Origin of the sequence: Prosthecobacter vanneervenii (genome assembly GCF_014203095.1) — a bacterium.
GTDB lineage: Bacteria > Verrucomicrobiota > Verrucomicrobiia > Verrucomicrobiales > Verrucomicrobiaceae > Prosthecobacter > Prosthecobacter vanneervenii.
The window spans coordinates 26,762-53,595 of the sequence record NZ_JACHIG010000002.1 but is presented as its reverse complement, the minus strand read 5'-3'; the positions used below and the strand labels follow the sequence as shown (position 1 = coordinate 53,595).

Below are 26,834 nucleotides of genomic sequence, written 5' to 3'. Positions count from 1 at the left end.
GTGAGCGGCAGCGCCGATGGCACAGGCAGCGCAGCGAGGTTTAACAATCCCAGCGGTGTGGCGGTGGACAGCGCAGGCAATGTGTATGTGGCAGATGGTGACAACAGCACGATCCGCAAGGTGACAGCGGCAGGGGTGGTGAACACGCTGGCGGGCAGCGCCGGAGAAACGGGCAGCACGGACGGCACGGGAAGCGCAGCGAGGTTCTTTTACCCCAACGGCGTGGCGGTGGACAGCGAAGGCAGTGTGTATGTGTCGGATGGTGACAGCAACACGATCCGCAAGGTGACAGCGGCAGGGGTGGTGAGCACGCTGGCCGGAAGCGCCGGGGTGAGCGGCAGCGCGGATGGCACGGGAAGCGCCGCGAGGTTTAACAACCCCACCGGTGTGATGGTGGACAGCGCAGGCAACGTGTATGTGGCGGATCAGTTCAACCACACGATCCGCATGGTGACCTCAGCAGGAGTGGTGAGCACCATTGGCGGAGTTGCCGGTCAATTTGGCCATGCCATCGGCTATGCCAGCGTCGCAGGCTTCTACAAGCCCTCTGGCATCAGTCTTTCCCCCAGCGGGGTGATTTACGTGACCGATTCTAATCATCGTGTTGTCCAGGGGCAGCAGTTGTCAGGTTTCCAGCCGGTGCTCACGCTGGGCGGAATCAGCGCCCTGAGCACCACTGGAGCCACGCTCAATGGCACGGTGAACCCGAACGGCTTTGTGACCACTGCGCAGTTTGAATACGGCACCACCACCAGCTACGGCAGCACGGCAGCAGTGACGCTTAGCGCCAATAGCGGCACCACTGCGCAGAATGTGTCTGCCAGCCTCACCGGTCTGACGCCCAATACGGTTTATTATTATCGTCTGAGCGCGGTCAATGTGGACGGCACTCAAACCACACTCGGTGGGATGTTTACCACCACCCTGAGCAGCAATGCGAATCTCAGCGCACTGGCGCTGAACAGCGGGACGCTGAGCCCGGTGTTTGCCAGCGGGACGGTGAGCTATACGGCCAGCGTGGGCAACGCGGTGAACTCCATCACTGTGACTCCAACGCTTGCGGATGCCAGTGGCAGCGTGCAGGTGCGGAGCAACGGAGGCACGTATGCCAGCGTGATCAGCGGCAGTGCAAGCGGCGCTTTGGCGCTTAACTCTGGCAGCAACACAGTGGACGTGCGTGTGACCGCTCAGGACGGGGTGACGCAGAAGACCTACACGGTGGCGGTGGCCCGCGGGGCTGCCACGCCTACGGTGGACAGCCCGGAGGCTGAAAGTATCAGTGCAACGGGGGCGTCGCTGGGCGGCAATGTGATCTCCGACGGGGGGGCGGAGATCACCGAGCGCGGCGTGGTTTATTCAGTGACAGCCAGCAATGGCAACCCTCTGATTGGGGGTGCTGGAGTGACGAAGGTGACGGCCTCCGGGACGACCGGCCAGTTCACCGCTGCGGTGACGGGGTTGGTGCAGGAGACGGACTACAGCTTCCGGGCATATGCGACCAACAGCCAAGGAACCAGCTACACGAGCGTGGGCTCTTTCACCGCGCTGACCTTCCATCAGTCCTGGCGCAAAGCTCATTTTGGCAGCTTTGCGAACAGCGGGCAAGCGGCCGATGATGCCGACCCGGACAGTGACGGCATACCCAACCTGCTGGAGCGTGCCCTGAACCTGCCGCCGAATGCAGCCAGCCGTGTGTCTGAGAATTTGCGCACGGCGGGCGGGAATCTGGAGTACACGTACACCCGCGGCTCTGCAGCCCACCACAGTGGCACGACCTTTCAAGTGGAGTGGAGTGACGATCTCACAACATGGTCCACTGCCGGGGTTGGTGAAAGCCTGGTCAGTGACGACGGCGCGCATCAGCAGGTGAGGGCCACGATATCCGCAGGAAGCAGCAGGCGTTTCGTACGTCTGCGGGTGCGGTAGCGTAGTTCTCACGAAATACCATGGGCTGTTCCGCTTCTTCGCAGCCTCTCCTGCGGATTGCTTTCAGATATGCGGAAAAAAGTCCAGAATTTTACGCATGGCACCAGAAAGCCGATGCCCAGACGACGGCATTCCAAGGTATAAACCAGAGGAGAGTAGAACCCTTTGCCATTGGTGTGCACGGCATAACGCCATAGTCCTCGAAGTCAGCCGCCAGCTCCCACACGGCGGTATAGAGCCCGGGATCAGTAATGGCCTCGGCAGGCACGTCATGCGCCGCGGCAGCCTCAATGATGGCCGGGATGGTCAAAGCCGAATCCATGAAGCTGAAACAGCTCCGCACATTCAGCGCAGGAACGGCCCGACAATCTGCCGGAGTCCGCACGATGACCTGTCCCGTGCTCGGGCGCCCGCGTAGAACGCGGTGGGTGGTCTCCACGGTCTGGCCTGCCACGGGCATGGTCTTGGGCAGCAGTTCGCGCCCCGTGTTTCCGTTCATCTTCAGCCCAGGTCATGCCCACGCATGACGCTATGGCCGCCATGCTGCAGAGCATCCACCACCCCCGCCAGCTTGTGCCACTGGCAGCGCACCATGTCCGCAGGCTCCAGCGGCACCACCGAGAGCAGGCCTGCCTCATACACCTTGCTGAACTTCAGCCCCACCAGCCGCACGCTTTCTCGCCTTTCCCAGGCTCGTTTCAGCAGGCCGGTGAGCAGGGGATACACATCATTTTCCAGCGCCGTGGGCACCTCCAGCGTGTTGGAGTTGTATCGCAGCCGCAGGGTCACGCTGCGTATGCTCTTCCGGTCATTCCTTACTCGCCGCATGAGGGAGTCCGCCATTGCCCGCAGCCGGGCTAGGATGAAGGCTTCATCGGTGGTGTCGGCATTGAAGGTTTCCTGCTCGCCGTAGCTCTTGGCCTCCGGTGGCTCGCAGATGACGGGGCGCGGATCATGCCCCAGTGCGTAGCCATGCAAGTCAGACGCTCCTTTGCCCACCAGCGTGTCATCAAGCGAGACAACCAGCGGATGGTCTTCGGGCAGGGCCTGCTGCTCGGCGGTGCGCACGGTGTCAAAGAGCGTTCTCTCGCTGACACGCTCCCTGGCATAGAGCGGGTAGTGGGCGCTCCAGTCGGCCTGCTGCGCGCCGCTGGTGCAAATCAGGTTGGTGGGCGTGCCGCGTTCAGGGCACGGCAGAGAGGCGAGCATGCGGACGGCGAGCCTGCGGGCGCAGGAGGCGGCGGAAGCAGCCGCTGAGCAGGCGGAGTCGAGGCGCTGGCGCAACAGGGCGCTCAGGGAGACCGTGGCGTATTTTTTGAATGTCCACCGGATTGGCGGGCACCTCTTTGCGGGCCAGGATGAGGTGGCCTTTGTCAGCGATGATCCACTCGACGGTCTCGCCTTTGGTGAACTCCATGGCCTGAGCGATGGCGGAGGGGAGGTTGCTATACCAATGCTCGCTGGCCTTGCGGCTGATGATCCGAACTTTGGTGGGCAATCCCATAATACGAACACTGGTTTCATAACTAGACTCTTTCCACACAAAAACATCCAGTTTGATCGCTTAACTGCGGACTTATCTAGTCAAAGGCCAAACTCCAGAGAGGGATCGTCCCGATCCCATACGCTCCCTCATCGCCCGGCGCACACGGTTCATCCGCAACCACGCCGCAGGTGGGGGGATCAAGATGTCCCCCCGTCGGCTTGTGCTTCCGCCATTAGACCCGTTTTCAGCGCAACGAGGTATTACCCCGCTGCTTGTTTCACTCCGCTTTCTTCGCTGCGCCCTTCTTCTTCCCGGCGCCTTTGCCCTTGGGTTGTTCCTGCACGGGAGGATTCACCTCGCCATCAAAGGCCTTGTTTCCGTGGGTAAAGCGCGGCGGAGGCATGGTCTCTTTGACCTCGGCCTGCAGGCGGAGGATCTCGGCTTTCAGCTCCTTCACCGTTTCGGCGTAGGCGGGGTCGTTGTAAAAGCTCTTGGTTTCCAGCGGGTCCTTCTCGCGGTCCATCAGCTCCCAGTCGTCCACGTCCGGCTTGTAGTAGTGGATGAGCTTGTAGCGGTCCGTAATGACGCCGTAGTGCGGGCGCACGCGGTGGGGCACGGGGTACTCGTAGTAGTGGTAGTAGAGTGATTTGCGCCAGTCGGCGGGTTCTTCGCCTTTGAAAAGCGGCACCAGGCTGCGGCCATGCACATCCGGAAGGTTTGGGCACTGGGCGATGTCCAGGAAGGTGCTGGCAAAGTCGATCAGGCTCACGATCTTGTTGTTCACAGTGCCGGGTTTGATGACGCCGGGCCAGCGAACCAGGAAGGGGGTACGAAGGGACTCTTCAAAAATCCAGCGTTTGTCGAACCAGCCGTGCTCTCCGAGGTAAAAGCCCTGGTCGCTGCTCAGCATGACCACGGTGTTTTCCGTCAGGCCCTCTTTGTCCAGGTAATCCAGCACACGGCCCACGTTGTCGTCCACGGCCTTCACGCAGGCCAGGTAGTCGTGCATGTAGCGCTGGTAGCGCCATTTCACCAGATCACGGCCCGCAGGCGCGGCCTCACGGTACTTCGCATTGCGGGGCTCGTAGTAGGCGTCCCAGGCCTTCTTCTGTTCCGGCGTCAGATTGTTAGGGGCCACTAGTTTCGTGTCGCGGTCCGTCATCGTGCGGTCAATGCCCATGTCGTGATCACTCACCGCCTTGCTGCGCCCGGAGTAGCTGTCAAAGAGCGTCTCCGGCTCCTCATACACGCGGTCTTTGTCAAAGCCCAGGTAGCGTGACGGCGGCTCCCACTCGCGGTGCGGGGCCTTGTGCTGGCACATCATCATGAAGGGCTTGGTCTTGTCGCGCTTTTGCAGCCAGTCCAGCGTCAGGTCGCCGATGATGTCTGTGGTGTAGCCGTCGTACTTCACGGGTTTGCCGTTGTCGATCATCGGCGGGTTGTAATACACGCCCTGACCGGGGAGCACGTTCCAGTAGTCGTAGCCCACGGGGTCGGTCATGAGGTGCCATTTGCCGATCATGGCCATCTGGTAGCCCTTCTCATGCATCACCTTGGGGAAGGTGGGCTGGCTGCTGTCAAACTTGCTGTTGCTGTTGTTGTAGAAGCCGTTGGCGTGCGAGTATTTGCCCGTCTGGATCACCGCACGGCTGGGGCCGCAGATGGAGTTCGTCACGAGGCAGCGGTCAAAACGCATGCCCTCCTTGGCCAGGCGGTCCATGTTTGGCGTCTCCAGCAGCTTGCGGTGGTCGCCATAGCAGCTCATCGCCTGATAGGCCAGGTCATCGCAGAAGATGAAGACGATGTTCGGCGGCTGCGCGGCGCTGGCCGCTGTGGCGAGGAAGAGGGAAGTGAAGAGAGCGCGGAGCATGAGGGGTGGGACGAATGGCAGATGAAAGCTGGGCGGAAGGATGGGAATGAAGTGCGAACGAAGGAAATGGGGCATCTTTGCAAGAAAGTTGGCGCGGGAGGGCGCAGAGCTTTTGGACTGCGGTCGCGGAGCGAGGAACGAGCGCAGCTACCGCTTTCCGCAGGCCGGGTGGTTCTCTCATGTCATGAGTCATACGAAGGAGGGGGCCGGTGGATGTTCCAAGGCCAGAGTTCTTACGAGTGACACGAGACGCTCGAAAGCGGCAGCTCCGCTCGTTCCTCGCTGCGCAGCCGCACTCCAAATGGTGCTGAGTTCCATCACCCCGCATGCCCCATGGCAGCAGCCATGAGCTTTTCCTGGGTGGCTTCGCTGCGGGTGAAGGAGCCGCCGATGCGGCCTTCATTGAGCATGAGGATGCGGTCGCTCATGCCGATCAGCTCCGGCAGCTCGCTGGAAACCAGGATCACCGCTTTGCCTGCGGCGGTGAGTTGGTTGATGATCTCGTAGATCTCCAGCTTGGCTCCTACGTCGATGCCGCGTGTGGGTTCATCCAGCATGATCACTGAGGGCTCGGTGAGCAGCGCCTTGCCCAGCACCACCTTCTGCTGGTTGCCGCCGGAGAGTTTGCCCACGACAGACTCAAGACCGGTGGCCTTCACGCGCAGCGAACTGAAGATGTCCTGATTTCTCCGCACTTCTGCATTGCGCTGGATGAAACCGCCGCGTGTGATGCTACTCAGGGATGACAGTGAGAGATTGAAACCGATGCTCTGCTCCAGATGCAGGCCATATCGGCGGCGGTCCTCGGAGGCCAGTACCAGTCCGCGCTGGATGATCGTCTCCGGCGTCAGCCCGGAGAGCGGGCTGCCTTTCAGTTCCACGCTGCCGGAGACATGACGACCCCAGGCTCCAAAGAGATGCATCAGCAGCTCCGTGCGCCCCGCGCCCATCAGTCCGCCGATGCCCAGCACCTCGCCCGCCCGCAGCTCAAAGCTGATGTTTTGCAGCCTTGCGCGCCCTGTTTCATCATCGGCAGCAGTGAGAGAATCGGCGCGCAGGATCACTTCTCCGGGCTGCGTGCTGCGGCGGGGGAAGAGATCGCCGATTTCACGCCCCACCATCTGGCGGATCACCTCGGCCTTGCTCGTCTCGGTGGCGTTCTTGGTGCCCACGGTGGAGCCATCGCGCAGCACCGTAATGCGGTCGGAGATGCCAAAGACCTCATCCAGCTTGTGGGAGATGTAGATGCTGGCAATGCCGCGCTGCCGCAGATCGCGCAGAATATCGAGAAGAATGAGCACCTCATGCTCCGCCAGCGCCGCCGTCGGTTCATCAAGAATGAGGATCTTGGAATTCTTCGCCAGCGCCTTGATGATCTCCACCAGCTGCTTCTGCCCCACGCCCAGCGTGCGTACCGGCGCGGCAGGGTCCAGGTCCACCTTGAAGCGCTGCAGCAGTGCCTGAGCCTCCTGATGCATGCGTGGCCAGTCGATGAAGGCTCCCCAGCGGCGCGGCTCGCGTCCCAGAAAGATGTTTTCAGCCACCGTCATTTCCTCCACCAGTGCCAGCTCCTGGTAGATGACGGCTATGCCCGCCGTCTCCGCATCCTTGATGGTGGAAAACTTCGCCTCCACGCCAGACACCTCAAAGCTCCCCTCATAGCTCCCATGTGGGTGAATCCCGGAGAGCAGCTTGATCAGTGTGCTCTTGCCCGCGCCGTTCTCGCCGCACAGTGCATGGATCTCGCCTTCTTGGAGATCAAACGAGACATCCTTGAGTGCCGTGACGCCGGGGAAGCGTTTGGTGATGTTTTGCGCTTTAAGAATCATGGCTGGCTGGATTGAAACACATCGCTCTCCTTGCGGAAACCATCTTTCACAACGGTCTCGCGCAGGTTTTCCTTCGTCACAGAAACAATGTCCAGCAGCACGGCAGGCACCTCGAACTGGCCGTTGGAGATGGCGTCTTTGGCCACCAGCGGTTTGCGCTGCGCCAATTTCAGCGCTAGCTCCGCCGCCTTGGTGGCGATGCTCTGGATCGGTTTATAAACTGTCATGGCCTGCGTCCCTTGAGCGATGCGCTGGCACGCGGCTAGATCTGCATCCTGCCCGGTTACGATGATCTTTCCGGTCAGCCCTTCCTCCGTCAGTGCCTGGATGGCACCGCCTGCCGTGCCGTCGTTGCTGGCCAGAATGGCGTCAAAGTTCGCGCCGTTTTTGGTGATGGCTGCATTCGTGATCTTTTTGGCGCTCTCGGGTTTCCAGTCCTCCGCCCAGTCCTCAAAGATCACTTCCAGCTTTCCTGCGGCAATGAGCGGCTGCAGCACATTGTCCTGCCCCTGCTTGAAGAGCTTGGCGTTGTTGTCCGTCTTTGCGCCATAGATGCGGATGACGCGCAGCTTGCCGCCTGCGGGAATGCGATCCACCAGAAACTTAGCCTGCAGCTCGCCTACCTTCACATTGTCAAAGGTCAGGTAGAGATCCAGGTCGCAGCCCGTGATGAGGCGGTCGTAGGAGAGCACCGGAATGCCTGCTTGATGCGCCAGATTCACGGCCTTAGCCATCGCTGCGCCATCGTGCGGGATGATGACGAGTGCATCCACTTTCTGCGTGATGAGGCTCTCCACGTTTTGCAGTTGGATGGCGTCGTTGCTGTTGGCCGACTGCACCAGCACATCCGCCCCTGCGGCCTTCGCCTTCTCGGTGAAAAGATCGCGGTCAACCTGCCAGCGCTCCTCCTTCAGCGTGTCCATGGAAAGCCCGATCACCGGGCGCTGCCGCACCGTCGTGCTGCCAACGCCACCGCGTGCGATCACAAGACCGGTGATGACGCTCAGGGCGCAGGAGACAAGAACAAGCAGAATGCGGGCGGACATGCCTGCTGTTTTAGCGAAAGCGTGTGCGTAGTGCAAGCCTCCGGCTTGCCAACTCAAAACTCCAGCGGCAACCGGGGCGGTTGCTCCAGGAGCTACTTCTTCTTCGCCGCCTTCTTCGCAGGTGCCTTCTTCACCGCCTTTTTGGCTGTTGCTTTCTTGGCGGGGGCCTTCTTTGCAGCGGCTTTCTTCGGCTTGGGCTCTTTCGGCTCTGGAGCAGGGGCTTCCACAGTCAGGGCCAGCTCAGGGGCATCGCCCCACAGCTCTTCCAATGCGTAATACTCGCGCTTTTCAGGCGTCAAAATGTGCACCATCACGCTGCCATAGACGAGAATAATCCACTGGCTCTCGAAGTTGCCGTCCTTCACCGTGGGGGGCGTCTGGTGCTGCTCCTTCATCTGCTCCACGATTTCGTCGCGCACGGCGCGCAGCTGCGGGGTGGAAAGGGCTGTGCAAAGCACAAAGTAGTCGGCGATAGGGGAGAGGCCGCGCAGGTCCAGAATGCGGATGTTCTCCGCTTTTTTGTCATCAGCGTAAAGGGCGCAGGCGCGGGCGATTTCGAGGTCTTCCATGGTTGTTTTTAACTAACGCGCAGTCATAAGCACGGATTTCGGCGTTTTGACAGAACTTTTACACTGCCATCATGCGGCGTTGACGCAAGCACCCAACCATGCGCCACTCTCTCGGCGCCATGAAAACACATATCTGCCTGCTCCTCCTCGCCAGCGCCAGCCTCATCGTCGCGCAAGACAAACCCAAGGACCCATTCGTCAAAGACAAGCAGGCTGCGGCCGCCCCAGCGATGCCGGAGGATGCCCCGAGAAACATCCAGTGCCTGCTCGAAAGCTTCACGCTGCCCCTGGCCGAATATGCGGCGCTGCTCGACGCTCCCGAGGGCCGTCAAAAGCTTTACCCGAAGGTGCTGGAAGCGGTGAAAGCTGGCAGCGCCAAGCTCGACGGCTGTCATTGGGTCACCAACAAGAGCGGCATGCGCACAGTCCTCGAGAGCGTGGACGAACTGATGCATCCCACGGAGTGGACGACTGCCGATCACAAAGGATTTCAATATCCTATGGCCTTGGAAATGCGGCAGATGGGGGATCGTTTCGAATACGAGACCGTTTTGAACACCAATAACGGCACTCTCGACGTCACCTATGATTTCTCACGGGATCAGTTCCTCGGCCTGCGCCTCTTCAAGGCAGACAACACGCTTACGGGCGTGCCGGTGGCAAACTTCTATGGTCGCAAGCGCACGTCTTCCAGCCGCTTCATTCCCGGGGCACCAACGCTGCTGGCCACGCTAAATCACCCGGAGCCAGGCCTCACGACCCTGCTGTTTGCCACAGCTCATGTGGTTCCTGTTCATGCCGCCAAATCGTCCGCCGCAGCGGTGGACGGCAACGTCTTGCTCACTGCCAGAGTGATCTCTCTCGACCGTGTCAAAGGTTGGGAACTCCTTAAAAAGCATGGCCCCGTGGGCGCAGCATGCATGGCGGAATTGAAAACCATGATCGCCGCCAAAGCAGCCGTTCTTGAGCATGCCGCGACGATCAATGTGAAGCCGGGGGTGCGTGCCATGCACGAATCGGGCGTCCTCCATACCTATGGGACCGCATTCTCTCCTCCGACTGATAGCGTGCCCGCTCAGCCGGGAAAAGACTCCAAAGATCCCGGGCAGCCCGCCATTCCCGCCAGCCTTGCGGGCACCATGGCCTTTGAAACCCGTTCGCTCGGTTTTCGTTTGGAAGTAGAGCCCGTGATCGGTCCAGATGGCGCGACCGCCGATCTCACTCTAGCCCCTGAATTCATCACCATGACCGGCAACCTGAAGGCCGAGAACTGGAACGAGCACTACCCTGATCTCCCCGTGTTTTCCTGCCAGAAGATCAACACTTCCTATGTTCAACTCGTTGGCACCACATTTTTGATCAGCACGCTCAATCCTCCGGGAGACACCGGTGTAAACGGGCGCAAGGACGAGGGTCGCATGTGGCTGCTGTTGATGGATGTGAATCTGGAATGAAAACTCGCTCCGAAGAACGCTCAACATTTTCGAGCGCGGGCATGGTGCTTGGCATCATGCTCGTGCTCGCTGTTTGCATCGCTCTCGGCGGCGTGCTGGTTTCCAGGCGCGATGTGGAACTGCGGCGTGAACGTGACCGCCAGGCGCAGCATGCGCTCGGCGCCGGAATGCAGGCGGAAGTACACAAACTGGAGGATCTCTATCAGGCCCACCTGCAAAGTACAGGCGAGCGGCTCACCCATACCTGGAGCGACCTCGAAACTGCGAGGCGGCTAGCCTTTAACATTGAGGGCATTCAGCACGTGGCGTGGCTCTTTTGGAAGAGCGCCAATCCCGAGACACAGCTGAATCTCAGCCCCGCTGCGAATCCGCCCCTGCCTGAGCCGACTCTCGAAAAGGAGCCTCGAGGCATCCCTCGCCCACGCGTGCTTTTGGATGCAAAGGTTCTGTTTCGCGAGGCCGGGGGCAGGACATCAGGCTGGATCGATGAGCCCGGCAAGCCGCTGATGTTCTATGTCCAAACTCTCGGAACGGCGGTGGTTATGATGATTGACCGCGAAGCCATCGGCTCTGCCATGACAAGCCATTTTCAAACCTGGCTTGCAGAAGGATTTCAATCCGTGGCGAAGCTGGGCGGTCCCGATGCTGTGCAGGATTTCCATGGAAAAATCCTGAGCTCTACCGGCGAACTTCCCACACATCAGCCGGACGTGCTGGGGCCGGTCATTTCACGCTTTGGAGTCTGGCAGGTCGTCTCCTGGGATATGCGTGAAACCCACACCACCTATCATTTGCCCACCCTGGCCGGAGCCCTCGCTCTGGCCGTTCTCGTGGCAGGCTGCGGCATCTGGATGAGCACCCAACAGCGCCGTGCCTCATTGCTGGCGGCTCAGCGAGTGTCCTTCGTGAACCGCGTCTCCCATGAGCTGCGCACACCCATGACGAACATTCTGCTCAATCTGGATGTCATCGAAGATTCCGTGCCCGATGCCACCTTGGGCCGCTTCAATCTTGTGCGTGAAGAAGCCGGGCGCCTCAGCCGCCTCATCGAAAACGTTCTCACTTTTTCCCGCCAGGAGGAAGGCCGGCTGAAACTCAACAATACCCGCTGCTGTCCGACCGACATTGTGGACGGCATCACGCGTCAGTTTGAGCCCGCCTTGCGACGCCGTGACATTTCATTGACCCGCATTCATGAAGGCGAAAAGAGTGAAGCCATGCTGGACGCGGACGCCTTGGCACAAATTACCGGCAATCTCCTCTCGAACGTGGAAAAATACGCCCCCAAGGCTGCAGCCATGCTTCATACACGGCAGAACGAAAACGAGTTCATCCTCACGGTGACCGATGGTGGGCCGGGCATCGTAGCAGGAGAGGTCGAGCGAGTCTTTGAGCCCTTCTATCGCATCGATGATCGCGTTCAGGCCGGTGTCAGCGGCGCCGGACTTGGTCTTGCCATCGCACGAGATCTGGCCTTGCGCATGGGGGGGACGTTGGAACTGATTCCGAGTGAGAAAGGCGCTTCCTTCCAGCTCCATCTTGATCTCTTCTCCACATCATGACCATCCTCCTAGCCGAAGACGACCCCGTTACTCTCGAAAGCCTTGCCACCTGCCTGCAGCCCGAAGGCTTCCGCGTGTTGCGGGCACGGGATGGTCAAGAGGCGCTGACGCTTTGGCAAAAACATAAACCCGACATCCTTTGCCTCGATATCATGATGCCCGGCACCGATGGCTACGAAGTCTGCCGCCGCGTGCGTGCGGCGGACGCAACGGTGCCCATCCTCTTTCTCTCCGCCAAAAGCGAGGAAATCGATGTCGTTGTGGGATTGCGCCTCGGAGCCGATGACTTTGTGCGCAAGCCCTTCGGCAAGCACGAATTGATCGCCCGTATTGGTTCGGCTCTTCGTCGCACGCAGGCGGCCACCTCTTCCGTCGTCAGCTTTCAGCTCGGTCCCTTGCGCGTCTTCCCTGCCGAACTGCGTGCCCAGCGCGGTGCCGACAGCATGGATCTCACCCCGCGTGAGGTGTCCATTTTAAAACTGCTGCACGAGCGCGTCGGGCAGGTGCTCAGCCGCGACACCCTGCTGGATGTATGCTGGGGCCTCGACTACATGCCGGAAAGTCGTACGCTGGATCAGCACATCGCCAAGCTGCGCAAGAAGATCGAACGCGAGAGCGAGGAGATCATCGAGACCGTGCGCGGCGTCGGTTATCGCTGGCGAGGTCAGGGATAGAGAAGGAAACGTTGCCGCTGAGAGCGGAAGCTCTGATTAAAGCTCTGCCACCGTGCCACGATGCTCATGGCAGGCACGCCGCGGCGCAGGTCGCGGTAGAGCGATTCGCTGCCATACACCTTGTTAAAGAGGTTCAGCTTGGACCCGCTCATGCGCCCGATCACCTTGCCGCCTGAAAGGCGGTTGATCTCTCCCAGCAGCAGTACATCCAGTGCGGTGATGTCCGCCGTGGCACGCGGGGAAATGTTCAGGCGCACCCCTCCAAAGCCGTTCTTGGCATACGGGGAGAAGCTGACGCCGGGGGCGTTGAGACGCTGGCAGTAGGCGTAGAGCGCCTGCGGATTCACTCCGCTGCCGCCTGCATAGCCAAAGGGGTTCTCCGTGCCGATGCCGATATCCACCGAGGTCGCGCCGCCCAGGATGCCCGTGGCCACATAGTAGAAGGGGGAGGTGGCATGCGGGATATTGGGGGAGGTCTGGTACCAACGCAGGCCGGTGTCCTGCCAGGTCATGCCACGGCTCCAGCCCTGCATTTTCACCACGTCCAGGCGCGGCACCCGTGCCACCCAGCCACGGGAGCAGGCCATCATGGCCAGCTCTCCCGCCGTCATGCCGTGCACATAGGGAACCGGTACCTGACCCACAAAGGACTTCCACTTTGCCTCCAGCGGCGGCCCTTCCACACGCCAGCCACCGAGAGGGTTGGGCCGGTCCAGCACCACAAACTGCTTTCCACACTCGGCCGCCGCCTCCATGGCCACGATCATGGTGCTGATGTAGGTGTAGCTGCGGCAGCCGATGTCCTGGAGGTCAAACACCAGCACGTCGATCGGGGCCAGCATCGCAGGCGTGGGCTTGCGTGTGGGGCCGTAGAGCGAGTAGACCGTCAGGCCCGTCACATTGTCCCGCCGGGTGCTCACATGCAGCCCGGCGCCAATGGTTCCATCGATCCCATGCTCCGGTGCATACAGTGCCACCAGATTCCGTCCCAGTCCGCGCTGCATGGCCGTGCGGGTGCGTTCCCCGCGCCCCGTCATGCTCGTCTGGTTCGTGATCAGTCCCACCCGCTTGCCACGGATCAGGTCAAAGCCACGCGACTCCAGCACATCGATCCCCAGCATGAATGGGCCCTGTTGGGGCATCGGCTGCTGCTGGGCATAGGGCCGGGGCTGGTATCCCGACTGCGGAAGCTCGCATGAAACGATGCACAGCGAAGCGAGGCAGGAGAAAAGGAAGGGAAGCGCGCGTCGGAAAGGCATGCGGCGAGCATTAGCTGAGAATGCGGTGGCTGCAATGCTGGCTGGTGAAAACACGGCCGGTCCCTGCTCTCAAAGCGTTTCTCGGGTGAGAAGGCGCACGCCATTGCAGCATGGCGGAGAAATCAGAAGATCAGTGCATGGGCGGCAGGCATCTCGCTTAATCTGGATTGACTCCATCATCGCTGCGTTTCATTCTCGCCGGATGAACCTGACTGCACTGCTCAAGAAACAATGGCTGCTCCTCTTTCTGCCGCTGGTGGTTTTCGGCTGGAACATGCTCTACACCTTTTCGCATGTGTCCGCTCCGGCCCTGGCCCCGGTGAAAAAGGAGGCCGATGCCCAGCGCGTGGTGCGGGTGTACGAGGGGCTGTGCGACATCGACGGCAAGGGCGAGTCGAGATCGCCGCTGGCTGCGCTCATGCTCACCGTGTGGGTGCGGAACTTTGACGGCTGGCTGCACGACCGCATCAAAAACTACCCCAAGACATTTACAGACGGCGGCTACTCCGCGCAGGAGCTGGAGGCCTACTGGGCCAAAGATCCCGACATGCGCACGCCCGATGAAAAGGACAAGTTCAACACCTGGATGCGCGACTCCCTGGCCAAGGTGCGTCTGACCATCGGCTCGGTGGTGTTTGAGACGATGCAGCCTGACCCCGTGCTCAGCACCTCCGTGCAGGTGAAGGCGCAAAACGCCGAGGACTACACCTGGACGCGGCTGGCCTTCTGCAAGCTGCAGCCAGATGGCGACGAGGCCCTGAAGATGAAGCAGCTCGTGCAGCTCTACGGCTCGGAGTGCGGTGCCCCCATCAGCATTTCCTTCCCGTTCTTAAATGCCAAGGAAAAGGAGAACTATGTCACCATGAGCAGCCTCGTGAACGAAGGCGCGCCCACCCAGCGTCAGGACTTCTCCCTGCCTCTGCGCCCCCGAGTGATGCGTGCGCTGGCCTGGTCCGCGCTCTCCGCCGTGCTGCTCTTCCTCGTCAGCGTCTCCACGCAGACCGGCGTGCTGCGGGAAACGGTGCCTGCCGCCTCCACGGTCATTCCCGACTGGACGGTCAGCCCGTGGAGCACCTCGCGTGTGGTCTTTGCCTGGTGGCTGGCCATCTGCACAGCCTGCTATCTTTTCCTGTGGGCCATGCAGGGCAGCATGAATGTGCTCTCCGGCTCCGCGCCCCTGCTGCTGGGCATCAATGGCGGCACGCTGCTGGCGGCTACGTGGGTGGCTGACTCCAAGCGCAAAAAAGCACAGGCTGCCGCCGATGCCGACGGAGCAGACCTCACCCCCATCCCCACGCGCGGCTTCCTCACCGATGTGGTCTCCGAAGGACAGGACGCCGAGGTGTCCAAGCTGCAGATGCTGGTATGGAATGGTGTGCTGGGCGTGGTCTTCATCTGGCAGAGCCTCTCAAACTGGGAGATGCCCACCTTTAACGAGAACCTCATGACCCTTCTCGGCATAAGCTCCACCGCCTACGTCGGCTACAAGGCGGCGAAGTGATGCGCCTCACTGCGCCAGCAGCCGCTTCGACTCCTCCAGCGCAAACTTCGTGTCCTTGAAGGGCTCCCAGCTGATGTCCCACCAGCGTTGTTTGCCCTGAGGGTCGATCAGTAGGGTGGCGTGCAGGTTGTCGTTTTCAAAGTCGTCGTGGGCGCGCACTTTTTTGAAGGCGGCGAGGCTGGCGTCGCTCAGCACGGGGAAGGGCAGGGGCTGGCCTTCTTTAAGATTCAGCTTGGTGCGGATGGCTGCGGCGACTTCGGGTGTCTCCAGCGTTACGGCCACGAGCTGGATGCCTGCTTTTTCAAAGTCGGGCTGTGCTTTGGCAAAGGCCTGCATCTGCTCCACGCAGTGGCCGCAGTCGTGGCCCAAATAGAAGAGAAACAGCGTGGGCTTCTTGCTGGTGTAGTCGGTGCTTTTCACCGGTTTGTTTTCCAGCGTGCGCGCCTCAAACACGGGGGCGTCTGGCGCATGCCAGTGAATGGGGCCCAGGCTGCTGATCTCCGGACGCACACCGCTGTCGGTGCGCTTGGGTGCGGGCGCGGCCCACTCGCCTGAGATGCCGAAGGCTTTGGCCAGCGCATCCAGCCGTTTGGCCTGGGGTAGATCGCGGTCCATGGCAAAGGCCAGCTTGCGGGTTTCTTCAAAGGCCTTCTTGGCCTCGTCCGTCTTGCCGCAGGCTTGCAGTACTTCTGTTTTGGTGGCCAGGCCGGGGAGATCGGTGGCGAAGTTTTTGGTCAGTTCGGCGGCCTGGGTTTTGTCGTCAAAGGCCAGCCAGTAGTGTGCCAGACGTTCTTTGGGGGTGTCGGTGTCCTTCAGGGCGGTCAGGAGGCGGCGGGTTTCGGCGGTGCGGCCTTGTTTGTCCCTGGCGCTCAGAGCTGCCAGGGCTTTCAGCTCGGCGAGGGCATTTTCCTTGGCCTTCACTTCCGGGCGTGGTGTTTTCTTTTCCTTCTCCTTGTCTTTGGTGCTGCTGGCGGCGGTTTTGGTTTCAGGCTTCGCAGCCTTTTCCTTTTCAGCGGGCTTGGGGGCGGCGGTGGAGATTTTTTCCAGGTCCTGCAGCGCAGAATCCAAGGCGGCGGTGTTTTTCAGATGATAGCTGGCAATGCCCAGCGCGCGCAGCCGTGCGATGTCATGCGCCGCCACGCCTACTGGTGCCTGCGTAAAATCGCGCAGGGATTCCCAGTTTTCCCATTTTGTCAGCGTTTCGATCAGTCTTGTGCGGCCGTAGCTGGCGGAGGTGCTGGGCTTGTCCAGCGTGTTGTAGGCCGGGTGGCGGGGGATGGCGATGAGGCTGCGGGCCAGCGCCTCGGCGTCTTTGGCACGGCCCATTTCATTGAAAGTGCGCGTCAGCCATTCCTCATTATGGGCGTAATTATGTATCTGATCCGGCAAAATGAAGGTGCGGATCATGTAGGCGTGGTCCACCCGCGTGCTGGCTTCCTGCTGCCAGGCGGCGTCGTCCGGGCGCTTAAGTTTGGAGAAGGTGTGGCCCGGCATGTGCCACATGTGCGCTATCCCCGGCGCCGACTGCCCGCAGAGCGCGTCGGATTTCAGCGCCAGGATAGGCTTGCTCTGGTCCCACAGGTGAATGCGGTAGTGGTGGGCAGGGTGGTTGGGTTCTTTGGCAAAGACCTGGTCCAGCAGCGCATCCACGGCCTGCAGGCTGGACATGGGGGCCTCCTCGCGGGAGAACCAGATGCGCCAGATGAGGAAGGCGCGGGCTTCCACGTCGGCGGGATCGTCCTGCACGAGGGCTTCGAAGTCCTTGATGCAGTCGAGGCTCTTCTGTTTTTTGTCGCGCTTGTCGTCGTCGCGGTAGAGATTTTCCAGGGCGGCGATCCATTTGCGCTCGCGTGCGTTGGCTTTGGGCTTGAGCGGGGTGGCCTTCTTGATGAAGGCCTTGGCGCGGCGCTCGTTGTTCACGTTGGCCATGCTCATGCCCCAGTAGGCCATGGCGCAGTCCGGGTCCAGGGCCGCCACCTGACGGAAGGAGCGCTCCGCCTCATAATACCAGAAGCCATGGAGCTGGCCCACGCCCTGAGTGAAGAACTTCTGAGCCTCCGCGTTCTTGGTGCTGATGGTGAAATGCACCGCATCTCCGCAGCCGGGCATCAGCACCGCCGCCTGACGCGGCCCCTCATTGAAGGCTTCCCCATTGGCCGAGTGGCCTGGGTCTCCCAGGGCAAATTGCGTTGAGATGGAGAGAGCAAAAGCAGGAATGAGAAAGCGACGCATGGAAGGGGAAAGAACAGCTAGAAGATACGTCCGCATGTGGTGCGAGCATTCACATTGAATGCCGAATGCCAGGGGACGGCATACCCTCCGCCAAAATCACAGAATCACGTTTGGCTTTTCCGCCGCCTTTGGCATCATCCCCCAACTGTGACCGCCCCCCGCCGCCTGCGCCTTTTCATGCTCCTCGCTCCGCTGCTCAGCGGGGTCATTCTCTCCCTGGCCTTCCCGCCGTGCCGCTCGGATCTGGTGGTGTGGATCTGGCTGCTGCCGCTGCTGGGCGTGCTCTGGCCGTGGAAGGAGGCGGAGGGCGTCAGGGCGCGGCCCTTCTGGCACGGCTATCTGGCGGGGCTGGGCTTCTTCCTGCCGAATCTCTATTGGGTGCACCACTCTGCACGCGTGCGGCTGGCCGGCGCTGTGGACGACACTTGGGCGGGCATCGGCCCGGAGCTGCTGGGCTGGGGGGCATGGATCGGGCTCTCCGGCTACTGCGCGGTGTACTTTGGCCTGTGGGCGTGGTTTGTGCATCATCATGCACGGCCGCGCATCAAGACGCTGACACGGGATGCGTGGTGGCCCAGCACGCAGCACTCGCTGGTGTGTTCCTTTCTAGCCGCAGGTGCGTGGGTGGCGTGCGAGTGGCTGCGGAGCACCACAGTCTTCACCGGCTTTGGCTGGAACGGCCTCGGCGTGGCCATGCAGCGCACGCTGCCGCTCATCCAGGCGGCGGATCTCGTGGGCGTCTTTGGCCTTTCCTTCCTGCCGGTCTTTGCCGCCTGCACCGCGTGGAACACCCTCACGCGCCTGGTCCTGGCGTATCGTGGTGAGGGCACGTGCAAGTCCCGCCTCGACTTCACCGTGGCGCTGGTGCTCATGCTAATCACCGCAGGCTATGGCATTCTTAAAATCACGGCCGCCAAAGAGGAGGAAAAGGAGGCCATCACTGTGCGCACCGTGCTGGTGCAGCCCAATGTGGCGCTGGCAGATGCCGGGAATCCGGATGTTGGCATGCAGACCTACACACGGCTGAACCAGTTTACCCGAATGTATGGCACCGCCAAAGACGGCAAGACTTCCACCGATCTGATCGTGTGGCCGGAGAGCGCGCTGCCAGTGAATATCGAGGACCGCTTTCACCAGCTGCCGCCCGGATGGCACGCGCGTTACTTTGATGAGCTGCTGAGTGTGGGAGACTTCAGCCTCATGACCGGCACAGACATCTCCACCAGTCCTGAGACTGCGCACGTCTCCGCCGTGCTCTTCCGGGGCGGCTTTGCCCACCGGCAGGACTACCACAAGGTGCACCTCGTGCCCTTTGGTGAGTATCTTCCGCTGAAAAACATCCCTCCCTTCTCCTTCTTTCGCAGCATGTTTGAGGGGGCCTTCACCCCGGGGGAGAAGACCGAGCCGCTTTTACTGGAAAAGCCGCAGGTGCAGATCATCCCGCTCATTTGCTTTGAAGACACCGTGGGCCGGGTGGCGCGCCGCTTTGTGCGCCCCGTGCCGCAGATGATCGTCAACATCACCAACGACGGCTGGTTCCTGCAGAGCGACGAGCCGGAGGTGCACATGACGAATGCACTCTTCCGGGCCATCGAGCTGCGCCGTCCCATGATCCGCGCCACGAACACCGGTGTAAGCTGCTTCATCGACACCTGCGGCCACGTCACCTCGAAGCTGACCGATCCCGAAACCGGCAGCCCCTTTCTTGAAGGCACGCTGCCCGGGGAGGTCAAGGTGCCACGTATGGCCGAGATGACGCTTTACGCCCGCTATGGCGATTGGTTTGCAGTAACGCTGCTTGGCATGTGCGTGCTGGTGTGGCTCGCAAGAAGGGTCGGACGCAAACCTTAGTCCCCCTGCCACCAGGAGTGCCAGCTGGAGCGGCGGGTATGGGAGCGTGTGGCAGGAAGTGGATTGGGGATGCTGGGCTCTGGTTCCGCAGGCGTCTCCAATGGGGCGGGCAGATCTTGGGGGCTGTCCTGAACAGGAGGATGAGCATGCACATGGGCATGCAGGTGCAGATGCAAATGGCCGTTTGCCTGCGCCTGTCGGGCTGCGACGGCAAAGCTTGGCGCCAGCGGGCGCGGCTTGGCCACAAATACAGGCCGGGTGTCCTCCTGGACACGTGCCTTGATCAGGATCTCCGCATCCACCACAGGGCCGATGGAATGGCCATGCGGCGGGGCCGGTGGTTCAGGCTGTGCGAGAGTGCCCATGGCGACGGTATCCCAGAAAGGGCTGCCAGGCATGCTGTCGGGGCTGGACGAAGGTGAGGTCAGCAGCCCTGTGGCCGCATCCAGTTCAGGTGCTGATGGTGCGGTGGTGGCTGCTGCAGCGGCTTCCATCTGTGCCTGCCATGGATCTTTTGGCATGGCATCCTGCGGCGAATCAAACGATGCCTCCCCTGGGGCTGCGAGCTGCACTTCGATCTCCCTCACGGGTTCATGCACTTTGAAAAAAGGCATGCCTGTTGGCAGGTAGGAGGGCACCTCGGCAGACTTGTTGGAGTCTATGGGGGAGTCTTTAGCAGCGGGCGTTTTTTCCTTGAAGAGCACGGCAGGGATCTCATCCAGGCTGAAGGCCATGGGCACTTCGATGGCATCTGGAAAAGCCGCGCCCTGAAATACGGGTGCTGGCGTGGCCTCCGTCGGAGAGGGAGTGGGTGAGGATGCCGCAGGCTGGGGATCGAGTTCCACCTGCGGCATTGGCGGAGGGGTAGAAAAGAACAGAGCACCTGCCGGCAGACTGCCGGGCTCGGAGTCAGTCAGGCTAGGCAGCGGTTCCAGATTCAGCGGACGCGAGGCAGGCGCAGGCATCGAGGTCAGCACCGGAGCGGACACCGCAGACGCAAAGGCAAACGGTGAGGGCGCAGGTTCTGAGAGAGCGGGCTTTGAGGGCGCAAAGGGTGGTGGCTGCTGCGTCAGGGCAGGGGGGGCGTCTTTCTGAGGTGATGATGGTTGCTGCGATGGCGCGGTCTCCAGCACCACATACATGTCCTTGGGGGCTGTGAGCCGGGCAAAGACATCGTGGTTCTGGCTGCGCACAAGCTCTGCCGTCTCAGGCGGGCTCTCTGCTTCATCTAGCAGAAAGGGGCCTGGTCGGTAGTCATCCGCAGCGTCCGTGTCAGCAGCTTGCACGGGATGGCTCTGGGTTGGTTGATCGGGCGTGGTGCTGCCGGTGGAGAAAAAGGCGTCACCAGCAGGTGGTGGGGTTGCTGCAACGTCTGGTGCCTGCAGGCTGAGCTCGATTACGGGCTCTTCTTTGTCCCGCTGCATCTGTCTGGAAAGCCATGCTTCCACCTGGTTCTGCATGCTTTCATGCATCTGGAGGCGGCTTGGAGCGTTTTCTGCGGGCGGCTGCGGCGTGGAAATTGGATGCCAACCGGTGCCCGTTGTGGCGCCTGCGACAAAACCAGGCTGGGGCGATGCGGGCGGCTGCTCCACAGGAGGTGGCTCAGCATGGGCTTGCGGTGCAGAGACTGGGGAGGCACTCTTTTTCTGCTGCAGCAGCGCCAGTGCCGCTGCGCCTGCAGCCAGCACCAGCGGTGTGGGGCCCAGGCGAGTGCCGATCACCCCGCCCACAGCCGTGGCCGCCAGCAAAGCCCACGGTCCTGGCATCTGGCCGGGCTGTGCGGGGGGCGGGTCTGGCAGTGGGCCTGCAGGAGCGGTGCTCATCCTTGATTGTTTACCTATCTTATTCACAGCTGCTGCTGCGGCAAGATTCATCTCCGACGAATGAGGTGTCGGAAGGGAATCGGACCGAACTCACGCGGACGTGAGTCGAAGGCCCGTGAAGCTGCGGATCAGTTCGAGCGAAGCGGGCTGGGCAAAGCGTGTGTTTCGATGATGAACAATGCGCATATACGCAGAGGGAGCTGAGTCTGTGATTCAGCATCTGTACATGGCTGCAGCTCATTCCCATGAACTGCAACCTTGCATCACTTACGATCCCATTCGTTGACTCAAAGGATCACGCCTGGCTCATATTTAGCAGCCTGCGGATACTCCTTGGCGATGGCGGCCACGCTGGCGCAGAAGGCGTCCACCTGCTGGGGGGCGTCTCCGGCATTGGCTTTGCCAGCTTCCACGAGGCGCTGCATGTCTTCGGTGGTGAGGGTGAGACGCTCGTCCAGCACCAGGCGGGAGAGAAGGTCGTTTTCGCGTACGGTGCCGGTGCGGAGGTCTTTGGCGACTTGCACGGCGTGTTCTTTGATCACCTCATGTGCGGTTTCGCGTCCGGCACCGGCCTTGACGGCTTCCATCATCACGGTGGTGGTCAGGAGGAAGGGAAGGTAGCGCATGAGTTCCTGCTCCACGACGGCTTCAAAGACTTCCATCTGATTGAGCACGGTCAGCAGCGTCTCCAGCAGGCCATCCATGGCGAGGAAAGCGTCTGGCAGCATGACGCGGCGCACCACGGAGCAGGAGACATCTCCTTCATTCCACTGGTCCCCGGCCAGACCGGCGGCCATGGCAAGGTAGCCTTTGAGGATGACGTGGAGGCCATTGATGCGTTCGCAGGAGCGGCTGTTCATCTTGTGCGGCATGGCGGAGGAGCCCACCTGTCCTTTGGCAAAGCCTTCGCTGGCGAGTTCCTGTCCCGCCATGAGGCGCAGCGTGCGTGCAAAGCTGGATGGACCGCTGGCGAGCTGGCACAAGGAGGCCACCACCTGGAGATCGAGACTGCGGGGATACACCTGGCCAACTGCATTGAAGGCGGCAGGCATACCCAGGTGCTGGAGGATACGGTGCTCCAGTTCGGAGGCTTTTTTGGCGTCTCCATTAAAGAGAGTGATCTGGTCCAGGCGGGTGCCCACGGCCCCCTTGAGCCCACGGGCCGGATAGCTGGCGATGAGATGCTGCAGATCGCCAAAGGCTACGAGCAGTTCCTCGCCAAACATGGCCAGGCGCTTGCCCAGCGTGGTGACCTGCGCGGCCACGTTGTGAGTGCGGGCGGTGAGGGGGATGTCGCGCGTCTGCGCAGCGCGGCGGGAGATTCCGGCCAGCACGGCCACACATTTGGAACGTACCTCTAATAGAGCACGGAAGACCTGAAGCTGCTCCACATTCTCCGTGAGATCGCGGCTGGTCATGCCTTTATGCAGGTGCTCGTGCCCGGCGAGGTCGCAAAATTCCTCAATACGTGCCTTTACGTCGTGACGTGTGACGCGCTCACGCTCCATGATGGAGGCCACGTTCACCTGATCTTTGACCTTCTCATAAGCCTTGATGACGCCATCTGGTACGGTAATACCGAGGTCGCGCTGACCTTTGAGAACGGCAATCCAGTAGTCACGCTCCAGCCTGACCTTGCCTTCAGGCGACCATAGGGCGCGCATGGCGGAGGTGGCGTAACGTTCAGCGAGTACATTAGGGATGGAATCAGACATGGGAGGGTTGATCTAGGCCATGCGCAGCAGCTTGGCAAATTCATAGCTGTGGAGGGAGTGCTGTGATTGCGCCTGAATCTCAAATGCAGGAGGCTTTCGCATTTAGTCTGTTAGATTGGGGGTGGATCGTGCGATTTAGAGAGAGGTTTAGACAGAGATCTGGCCATACTCGCATTTTCAAGAGTGGGGCTTTTGCGATTTCGAAAAAACGGGATAATCCATAACCATTGTGAAATTGGATTATGCTATATCGACTCGTTTTATTAACTTTGACTGATTATTTTCAGTCTAACTTAATGTCAATTGTATGAAATTCTTCAGGTTTTCCGAAGTTTTTTGCTCAGTGCACACTTTTGGTTTGCAATTGTGGCAATAATTCGCAAATCTACCAATTATCTCGAACCAAACCTTTCCCTGAACGCTGACAATTACCTTGTAATAATAAAAATTACGGATTGAATTTGTGAACAACCTCAAAAACCCGTTCTCACATTCGATTTCTAAAGATGATTTAGGCATCCACTCACTTCTCTAAATTTATGGCCGACCTTGCAACACCTGAACTCATGACTGTGAAAGAGACTGCGGAGTATCTCCGCATCCCTCTTCCGACTGTCTATTACCTCGTCCAGCGCGGGCAGCTGCCTGCTGTGCAGATTGGCGGTCGCTGGCGCATCAAGCGCAGCCTTCTGGACCGTGACGTGCTGCGCAAGGAAGACGAGGCCGGCCAGCCCACCGTGATGGTGGTGGACGATGACCCTGCGCTGCAGGCGCTCTTCAAGCAGTTCCTCAAGAAGGCAGGCTTTGGCCGCCTCGTGGTGGGCACCGGTGCGGAAGCCATCGCCATGGCCAAGAAGCAGAAGTTTGACTTCGTCTTCCTGGACCTGAAGCTGCCTGATGTGCCCGGAGACGAAGTGTATTCCCAGCTTAAGGCTCTGTATCCCGATCTGCCCATCGTGGTGATCACCGGCTACCCAGACAGTGAGATCCTCAGCCGCATCCTCGGCCACGGCCCTGTGACGGTGATCAAGAAGCCGATCGAGTACGATCAGCTGAACCTCGCCGTGAAGCAGCTGGGCCACAAAGGCGCCGAAGCTGCGGTGTGATTCTCATCTGAGCAACCACTAGCGCTCTCCCGAAATTTAAGCCTCGTCAGTGATTCTGACGGGGCTTTTTGTTGAGGTGGAATCTTCCTCCTACTCCCTGAAAGAGGGTGGCGTGAAACCCCGGCTCCAATCCAACGGATGAAGAGCAATACCACGAGTCCTTGAAAACGGGTCTGCAATTCTGTCGCCGCAGGCATGGCGTGCATCTGGATTTGGAGTGCGGTCGCGCAGATGCAAGGCGCAGGCCTGCATCGGAGCTACCGCTTTCGCGGGGTCGTGAAGGTTCTTCGGCCTCAGCCAGCCGTCCGGCCTGCGGAAAGCGGTAGCTTCGTTCGTTCCTCACTGCGCGACCACACTCCAAATGGGACGCTGTGCTTTCACGCCCCAGAACCTGCGGCACGCTCATGTACTTACGGGCTATCGCCACACCCATCCCACGATCCAAGATAGCGGACCAGCCATTCCGCTTTTTATCCGAGGAAGACTCTGAGTCTGTGATCCTGTTCAGACTCGTTTTCAACTGCCAGTGGTATAAGAGGAGGATGAAGAGAAGGATTGAAAGGGCTCACACCGCTGCTGCGGAGAAGAACACCTTTTCGGCCGTGCCGCGGAGCATCCAGGTCTTGTCCTGCTCGGAGAGGAAGTCGAGGCGATCGCGGATAAGAGCGATGGAGTTGTGGTAGTTGTGGCCGTGGTCCACCTGGAAGGGGCAGTCGCTGGCCCACATGACGCGCTGAGGGCCGAAGGCATCGCGCACCTGGCGGACGAGCGGGGCTAGATCGAGATAGGGGGGCTTTTTGGAGCCCAGGGCATAGAAGGCGGAGGCCTTGACGTGAGTCTTGGCATGGCGTGCCAGACGAAGGAGGTTGCGCAGGTCTTCGGCCTTGGGTGGTCCGGCCATGCCCAAGCGGGCAAAGTGGTCCACCACCACGCTGGTGTCGGGATACCACTCGCACATTTTGTCAATGAGCGGCAGGGTGTCAGGATTGATGAGCGGGCAGACGTTCACCTTCAGTTCGGCGGCGGTCTTCCACAGGGTGGCCATGCCGGGAGAGCCGAGCCAGTCGGAGAGGTTCCTGGAGCTGCCGGCATGGATGCGGAAGCCGCGCACGCCCTGGCGCACCAGGCTGCGCATGGTCTCGGCCACGCCTTCCGCCTTTTCATCCACGATGGCCACGCCGCTGAAGACGCCCGGGTGGGTGCGCATCATGTCCAGCATGTAGGAGTTGTCTGTCTGGTAGTAGCTCATCTGGATGAGCACGATGCGGCGCACGCCCTCTGGCCTGCAGTGGGCAAAGAGCTGCTCCGGCGTGAAGGAGGGCGGTTGCATGTCGCTGACGGCAAAACCACGTGCCAGCGGGTACTTCTGGACGTCCGGCGTCCACACATGGACGTGAGCGTCGATCCAATCCCCTCCGCGATGTCCTGGAAGAAGCTGGCAGCCAGTGAGAGCTGCAGAGGTGGCGAGAAAGGAGCGGCGTGTGGTGTTCATGACAGGATGCGGCAGTGATGTGCAAAATACGGAAAGAGTACGCCGCTGCGCAAGACTTTGCACACTGCCGGAATGCATTCATGATGCAGGGCATGTCCCGCCTGCGCCGAATCTGTGTTTATTGTGGCTCCTCTTCCGGCAGCGATGCTGCGCATCGCGCCGCCGCGCATGAGGCGGGCGCTTTTCTGGCGCGAAGCGGCCGTGGGCTGGTGTACGGTGGAGGAAATGTGGGGCTGATGGGGGCGGTGGCGGACGGAGCGCTCTCGGAAAAGGGAGAGGTCATCGGGGTGATCCCGCAGTCGCTCATGGAAAAAGAACTGGGCCACGGCGGCGTGACGCAGCTGCACGTGGTGCGCAGCATGCACGAGCGCAAGCAGATGATGGTGGACCTGAGCGATGGCTTCATCGCCCTGCCGGGAGGCTTTGGGACGCTGGACGAGCTGTTTGAGACGCTGACCTGGCTGCAGCTTTCCTTTCATGACAAGCCCGTGGGCCTGCTGAACGTGGGCGGGTTCTTTGACGGGCTGGTGGATTTCATTTCCCATATGAGCCGCAGTGGCTTTCTCAAGCCCGAGCACGCTGCGTGCGTGCTGGTGGAGAGGGACCCTGCCATCCTCCTGGACCGCATGGAGGCCTTTCGCCCGCCGGAGCTGGGCAAATGGATCGAAAAACTGGCCGCCGAGGCACGGTGAGGTGCCGGGTGCTGGAGCCCTCGGGGCTGTGAATAAAGCCGTGTTTTGGCTGGAAAGCGCTGCGACGCATCCCTGAGGAAGAGTGTGGGGATTGCTTCTCCTGGGGAAGGGAGGCTTGTTCGCACTGGCTACCTGCGTAAAACGCACTTTTTGACAGGTTGTTCACAATGCCTGTGCCGTTCTCAAAGCTGTGTCTCAATCGATCAGAGGATAGAAAATCATCCCTAGTGCATGGTGGCATTAATGTGAGGAGATTTGATGTGTGGAACCTTTGTGGTTGAACCGAGGAACTTAATTCGAATTCATTCGATTGAAACATTCTCGACACACTCTGAGCCATAAGCCTAGGTAGGCGGCAAGCAGTAGGCAAAGGAGGATTGCCATGGTTAACAACTTTTTAAGTTGTTGGAATTCAATTATTTAAATGGGTCCTTGAGGACTTGGTTACGCGTTAATCGCGGGTGTAAGCTTTTCAGGGCAGGTGCAAAAAAGGCGAGCTGTGAGCCGATAGGGTCTGTGTCGGGCCCGATACAGACCCCATTTGCGGGGAGACTGCGTCTCAGAAGCAGGTACAAGCTTTTTCTTTGCGATTTAAATCATTTCATTTTTGACAATTTGGATTCGCCTTTCCGCCTGGGTGAGATTTCGGGGGTGAGTTGCTGGCAGTTTGTTCACAGCGCTTGTTGAGAACTCTTTTTCCTCTCCAAGGACAGACTGGGCTGCACCCGGGAAGGCGGGCTGCAGTTC

At 60.5% G+C, this 26,834-nt stretch carries 20 protein-coding genes; 8 read left to right on the top strand and 12 right to left on the bottom strand.

Going from position 1 to position 26,834, the window contains the following annotated elements:
- Window positions 1-1,926, top strand: a 1,926-nt coding sequence (locus HNQ65_RS05435; RefSeq protein WP_184338483.1) for an NHL domain-containing protein, incomplete at its 5' end; no start/stop codon positions are given.
- A gap of 91 nt (window positions 1,927-2,017) precedes the next feature.
- Here the strand turns inward: HNQ65_RS05435 and HNQ65_RS05430 are convergent.
- From HNQ65_RS05430 to rsfS, 7 genes are all read right to left on the bottom strand, one after another.
- A complete protein-coding gene (locus HNQ65_RS05430; protein WP_184338482.1) occupies window positions 2,018-2,425 on the bottom strand; it encodes a hypothetical protein in 408 nt (135 codons plus the stop codon).
- A gap of 2 nt (window positions 2,426-2,427) precedes the next feature.
- Entirely contained in the window at window positions 2,428-3,135 is a 708-nt protein-coding gene (locus HNQ65_RS05425; RefSeq protein WP_184338481.1) for a DinB/UmuC family translesion DNA polymerase, read from the bottom strand.
- A complete protein-coding gene (locus tag HNQ65_RS26510; RefSeq protein ID WP_221306046.1) occupies window positions 3,110-3,430 on the bottom strand; it encodes a hypothetical protein in 321 nt (106 codons plus the stop codon). Before HNQ65_RS26510 ends, HNQ65_RS05425 begins: the two co-directional genes overlap by 26 nt.
- A 259-nt stretch (window positions 3,431-3,689) precedes the next feature.
- Complete coding sequence (locus HNQ65_RS05415) at window positions 3,690-5,282, bottom strand: sulfatase family protein (protein ID WP_184338480.1); 1,593 nt, start codon at window positions 5,280-5,282, stop codon at window positions 3,690-3,692.
- A gap of 317 nt (window positions 5,283-5,599) precedes the next feature.
- Entirely contained in the window at window positions 5,600-7,111 is a 1,512-nt protein-coding gene (locus HNQ65_RS05410; RefSeq protein WP_184338479.1) for a sugar ABC transporter ATP-binding protein, read from the bottom strand.
- A complete protein-coding gene (locus tag HNQ65_RS05405) occupies window positions 7,108-8,157 on the bottom strand; it encodes a sugar ABC transporter substrate-binding protein (RefSeq protein WP_184338478.1) in 1,050 nt (349 codons plus the stop codon). The genes HNQ65_RS05410 and HNQ65_RS05405 overlap by 4 nt, the downstream gene beginning before the upstream one ends.
- 92 nt (window positions 8,158-8,249) lie before the next feature.
- Window positions 8,250-8,726 (bottom strand): ribosome silencing factor, encoded by a 477-nt coding sequence (gene rsfS, locus HNQ65_RS05400; RefSeq protein ID WP_184338477.1) that lies wholly within the window; start codon window positions 8,724-8,726, stop codon window positions 8,250-8,252.
- Window positions 8,727-8,845: 119 nt separating this feature from the next.
- Here rsfS and HNQ65_RS05395 point away from each other — a divergent pair, with 119 nt between their 5' ends.
- The 3 genes from HNQ65_RS05395 to HNQ65_RS05385 are packed head-to-tail and all read left to right on the top strand — an operon-like array spanning window position 8,846 to window position 12,416.
- Window positions 8,846-10,180, top strand: coding sequence for a hypothetical protein (locus HNQ65_RS05395; RefSeq protein WP_184338476.1), 1,335 nt, complete (start codon window positions 8,846-8,848; stop codon window positions 10,178-10,180).
- Window positions 10,177-11,742, top strand: coding sequence for a sensor histidine kinase (locus HNQ65_RS05390; RefSeq protein WP_184338475.1), 1,566 nt, complete (start codon window positions 10,177-10,179; stop codon window positions 11,740-11,742). The genes HNQ65_RS05395 and HNQ65_RS05390 overlap by 4 nt, the downstream gene beginning before the upstream one ends.
- Window positions 11,739-12,416: a response regulator transcription factor gene (locus tag HNQ65_RS05385; protein ID WP_184338474.1), complete on the top strand. Its 678-nt coding sequence runs from the start codon at window positions 11,739-11,741 to the stop codon at window positions 12,414-12,416. The genes HNQ65_RS05390 and HNQ65_RS05385 overlap by 4 nt, the downstream gene beginning before the upstream one ends.
- On the opposite strand, the gene HNQ65_RS05380 is transcribed toward HNQ65_RS05385, so the two are convergent.
- On the bottom strand, window positions 12,407-13,675 hold the full coding sequence (locus HNQ65_RS05380) for an exo-beta-N-acetylmuramidase NamZ family protein (protein ID WP_184338473.1): 1,269 nt from the start codon (window positions 13,673-13,675) through the stop codon (window positions 12,407-12,409). The two genes, HNQ65_RS05385 and HNQ65_RS05380, sit on opposite strands and share 10 nt — an antisense overlap.
- Before the next feature lie 202 nt (window positions 13,676-13,877).
- Here HNQ65_RS05380 and HNQ65_RS05375 point away from each other — a divergent pair, with 202 nt between their 5' ends.
- Window positions 13,878-15,176: a hypothetical protein gene (locus HNQ65_RS05375; protein ID WP_184338472.1), complete on the top strand. Its 1,299-nt coding sequence runs from the start codon at window positions 13,878-13,880 to the stop codon at window positions 15,174-15,176.
- 6 nt (window positions 15,177-15,182) lie between these two features.
- Here the strand turns inward: HNQ65_RS05375 and HNQ65_RS05370 are convergent, their stop codons facing one another.
- Complete coding sequence (locus HNQ65_RS05370) at window positions 15,183-17,408, bottom strand: peroxiredoxin family protein (protein ID WP_184338471.1); 2,226 nt, start codon at window positions 17,406-17,408, stop codon at window positions 15,183-15,185.
- A gap of 147 nt (window positions 17,409-17,555) precedes the next feature.
- On the opposite strand from HNQ65_RS05370, the gene lnt reads away from it, so the two are divergent.
- Entirely contained in the window at window positions 17,556-19,259 is a 1,704-nt protein-coding gene (gene lnt / locus HNQ65_RS05365) for an apolipoprotein N-acyltransferase (RefSeq protein ID WP_184338470.1), read from the top strand.
- Here the strand turns inward: lnt and HNQ65_RS05360 are convergent.
- Both HNQ65_RS05360 and purB read right to left on the bottom strand, forming a co-directional pair.
- Window positions 19,256-21,082: a hypothetical protein gene (locus HNQ65_RS05360; protein ID WP_184338469.1), complete on the bottom strand. Its 1,827-nt coding sequence runs from the start codon at window positions 21,080-21,082 to the stop codon at window positions 19,256-19,258. The genes lnt and HNQ65_RS05360 overlap by 4 nt on opposite strands.
- 287 nt (window positions 21,083-21,369) lie before the next feature.
- The gene (purB, locus tag HNQ65_RS05355; protein ID WP_184338468.1) at window positions 21,370-22,797 is read right to left on the bottom strand and encodes an adenylosuccinate lyase; all 1,428 of its coding nucleotides are present in this window, start codon (window positions 22,795-22,797) and stop codon (window positions 21,370-21,372) included.
- Window positions 22,798-23,336: 539 nt separating this feature from the next.
- Between purB and HNQ65_RS05350 the strand changes: the two genes are divergently transcribed.
- Window positions 23,337-23,903: a response regulator gene (locus HNQ65_RS05350; RefSeq protein ID WP_184338467.1), complete on the top strand. Its 567-nt coding sequence runs from the start codon at window positions 23,337-23,339 to the stop codon at window positions 23,901-23,903.
- A gap of 565 nt (window positions 23,904-24,468) precedes the next feature.
- On the opposite strand, the gene HNQ65_RS05345 is transcribed toward HNQ65_RS05350, so the two are convergent.
- A complete protein-coding gene (locus HNQ65_RS05345; RefSeq protein ID WP_184338466.1) occupies window positions 24,469-25,395 on the bottom strand; it encodes an amidohydrolase family protein in 927 nt (308 codons plus the stop codon).
- Between the two features lie 92 nt (window positions 25,396-25,487).
- Here HNQ65_RS05345 and HNQ65_RS05340 point away from each other — a divergent pair, with 92 nt between their 5' ends.
- Window positions 25,488-26,087, top strand: a complete 600-nt coding sequence (locus HNQ65_RS05340) for an LOG family protein (protein ID WP_184338465.1) — start codon at window positions 25,488-25,490, stop codon at window positions 26,085-26,087.
- Window positions 26,088-26,834 lie beyond the last annotated feature (747 nt).

What these genes read in the sequence shown, in the direction of transcription:
- HNQ65_RS05425 (WP_184338481.1), bottom strand. Translation starts at nt 3,135, where the DNA reads ATGCTCGCCTCTCTGCCGTGCCCTGAACGCGGCACGCCCACCAACCTG.
- HNQ65_RS05415 (WP_184338480.1), bottom strand. Translation starts at nt 5,282, where the DNA reads ATGCTCCGCGCTCTCTTCACTTCCCTCTTCCTCGCCACAGCGGCCAGC.
- HNQ65_RS05410 (WP_184338479.1), bottom strand. Translation starts at nt 7,111, where the DNA reads ATGATTCTTAAAGCGCAAAACATCACCAAACGCTTCCCCGGCGTCACG.
- HNQ65_RS05430 (WP_184338482.1), bottom strand. Translation starts at nt 2,425, where the DNA reads ATGAACGGAAACACGGGGCGCGAACTGCTGCCCAAGACCATGCCCGTG.
- HNQ65_RS05385 (WP_184338474.1), top strand. Translation starts at nt 11,739, where the DNA reads ATGACCATCCTCCTAGCCGAAGACGACCCCGTTACTCTCGAAAGCCTT.
- HNQ65_RS05360 (WP_184338469.1), bottom strand. Translation starts at nt 21,082, where the DNA reads ATGAGCACCGCTCCTGCAGGCCCACTGCCAGACCCGCCCCCCGCACAG.
- HNQ65_RS05405 (WP_184338478.1), bottom strand. Translation starts at nt 8,157, where the DNA reads ATGTCCGCCCGCATTCTGCTTGTTCTTGTCTCCTGCGCCCTGAGCGTC.
- HNQ65_RS05370 (WP_184338471.1), bottom strand. Translation starts at nt 17,408, where the DNA reads ATGCGTCGCTTTCTCATTCCTGCTTTTGCTCTCTCCATCTCAACGCAA.
- rsfS (WP_184338477.1), bottom strand. Translation starts at nt 8,726, where the DNA reads ATGGAAGACCTCGAAATCGCCCGCGCCTGCGCCCTTTACGCTGATGAC.
- HNQ65_RS05375 (WP_184338472.1), top strand. Translation starts at nt 13,878, where the DNA reads ATGAACCTGACTGCACTGCTCAAGAAACAATGGCTGCTCCTCTTTCTG.
- HNQ65_RS05395 (WP_184338476.1), top strand. Translation starts at nt 8,846, where the DNA reads ATGAAAACACATATCTGCCTGCTCCTCCTCGCCAGCGCCAGCCTCATC.
- purB (WP_184338468.1), bottom strand. Translation starts at nt 22,797, where the DNA reads ATGTCTGATTCCATCCCTAATGTACTCGCTGAACGTTACGCCACCTCC.
- HNQ65_RS05345 (WP_184338466.1), bottom strand. Translation starts at nt 25,395, where the DNA reads ATGAACACCACACGCCGCTCCTTTCTCGCCACCTCTGCAGCTCTCACT.
- HNQ65_RS05340 (WP_184338465.1), top strand. Translation starts at nt 25,488, where the DNA reads ATGTCCCGCCTGCGCCGAATCTGTGTTTATTGTGGCTCCTCTTCCGGC.
- HNQ65_RS05350 (WP_184338467.1), top strand. Translation starts at nt 23,337, where the DNA reads ATGGCCGACCTTGCAACACCTGAACTCATGACTGTGAAAGAGACTGCG.
- HNQ65_RS26510 (WP_221306046.1), bottom strand. Translation starts at nt 3,430, where the DNA reads ATGGGATTGCCCACCAAAGTTCGGATCATCAGCCGCAAGGCCAGCGAG.
- HNQ65_RS05390 (WP_184338475.1), top strand. Translation starts at nt 10,177, where the DNA reads ATGAAAACTCGCTCCGAAGAACGCTCAACATTTTCGAGCGCGGGCATG.
- HNQ65_RS05380 (WP_184338473.1), bottom strand. Translation starts at nt 13,675, where the DNA reads ATGCCTTTCCGACGCGCGCTTCCCTTCCTTTTCTCCTGCCTCGCTTCG.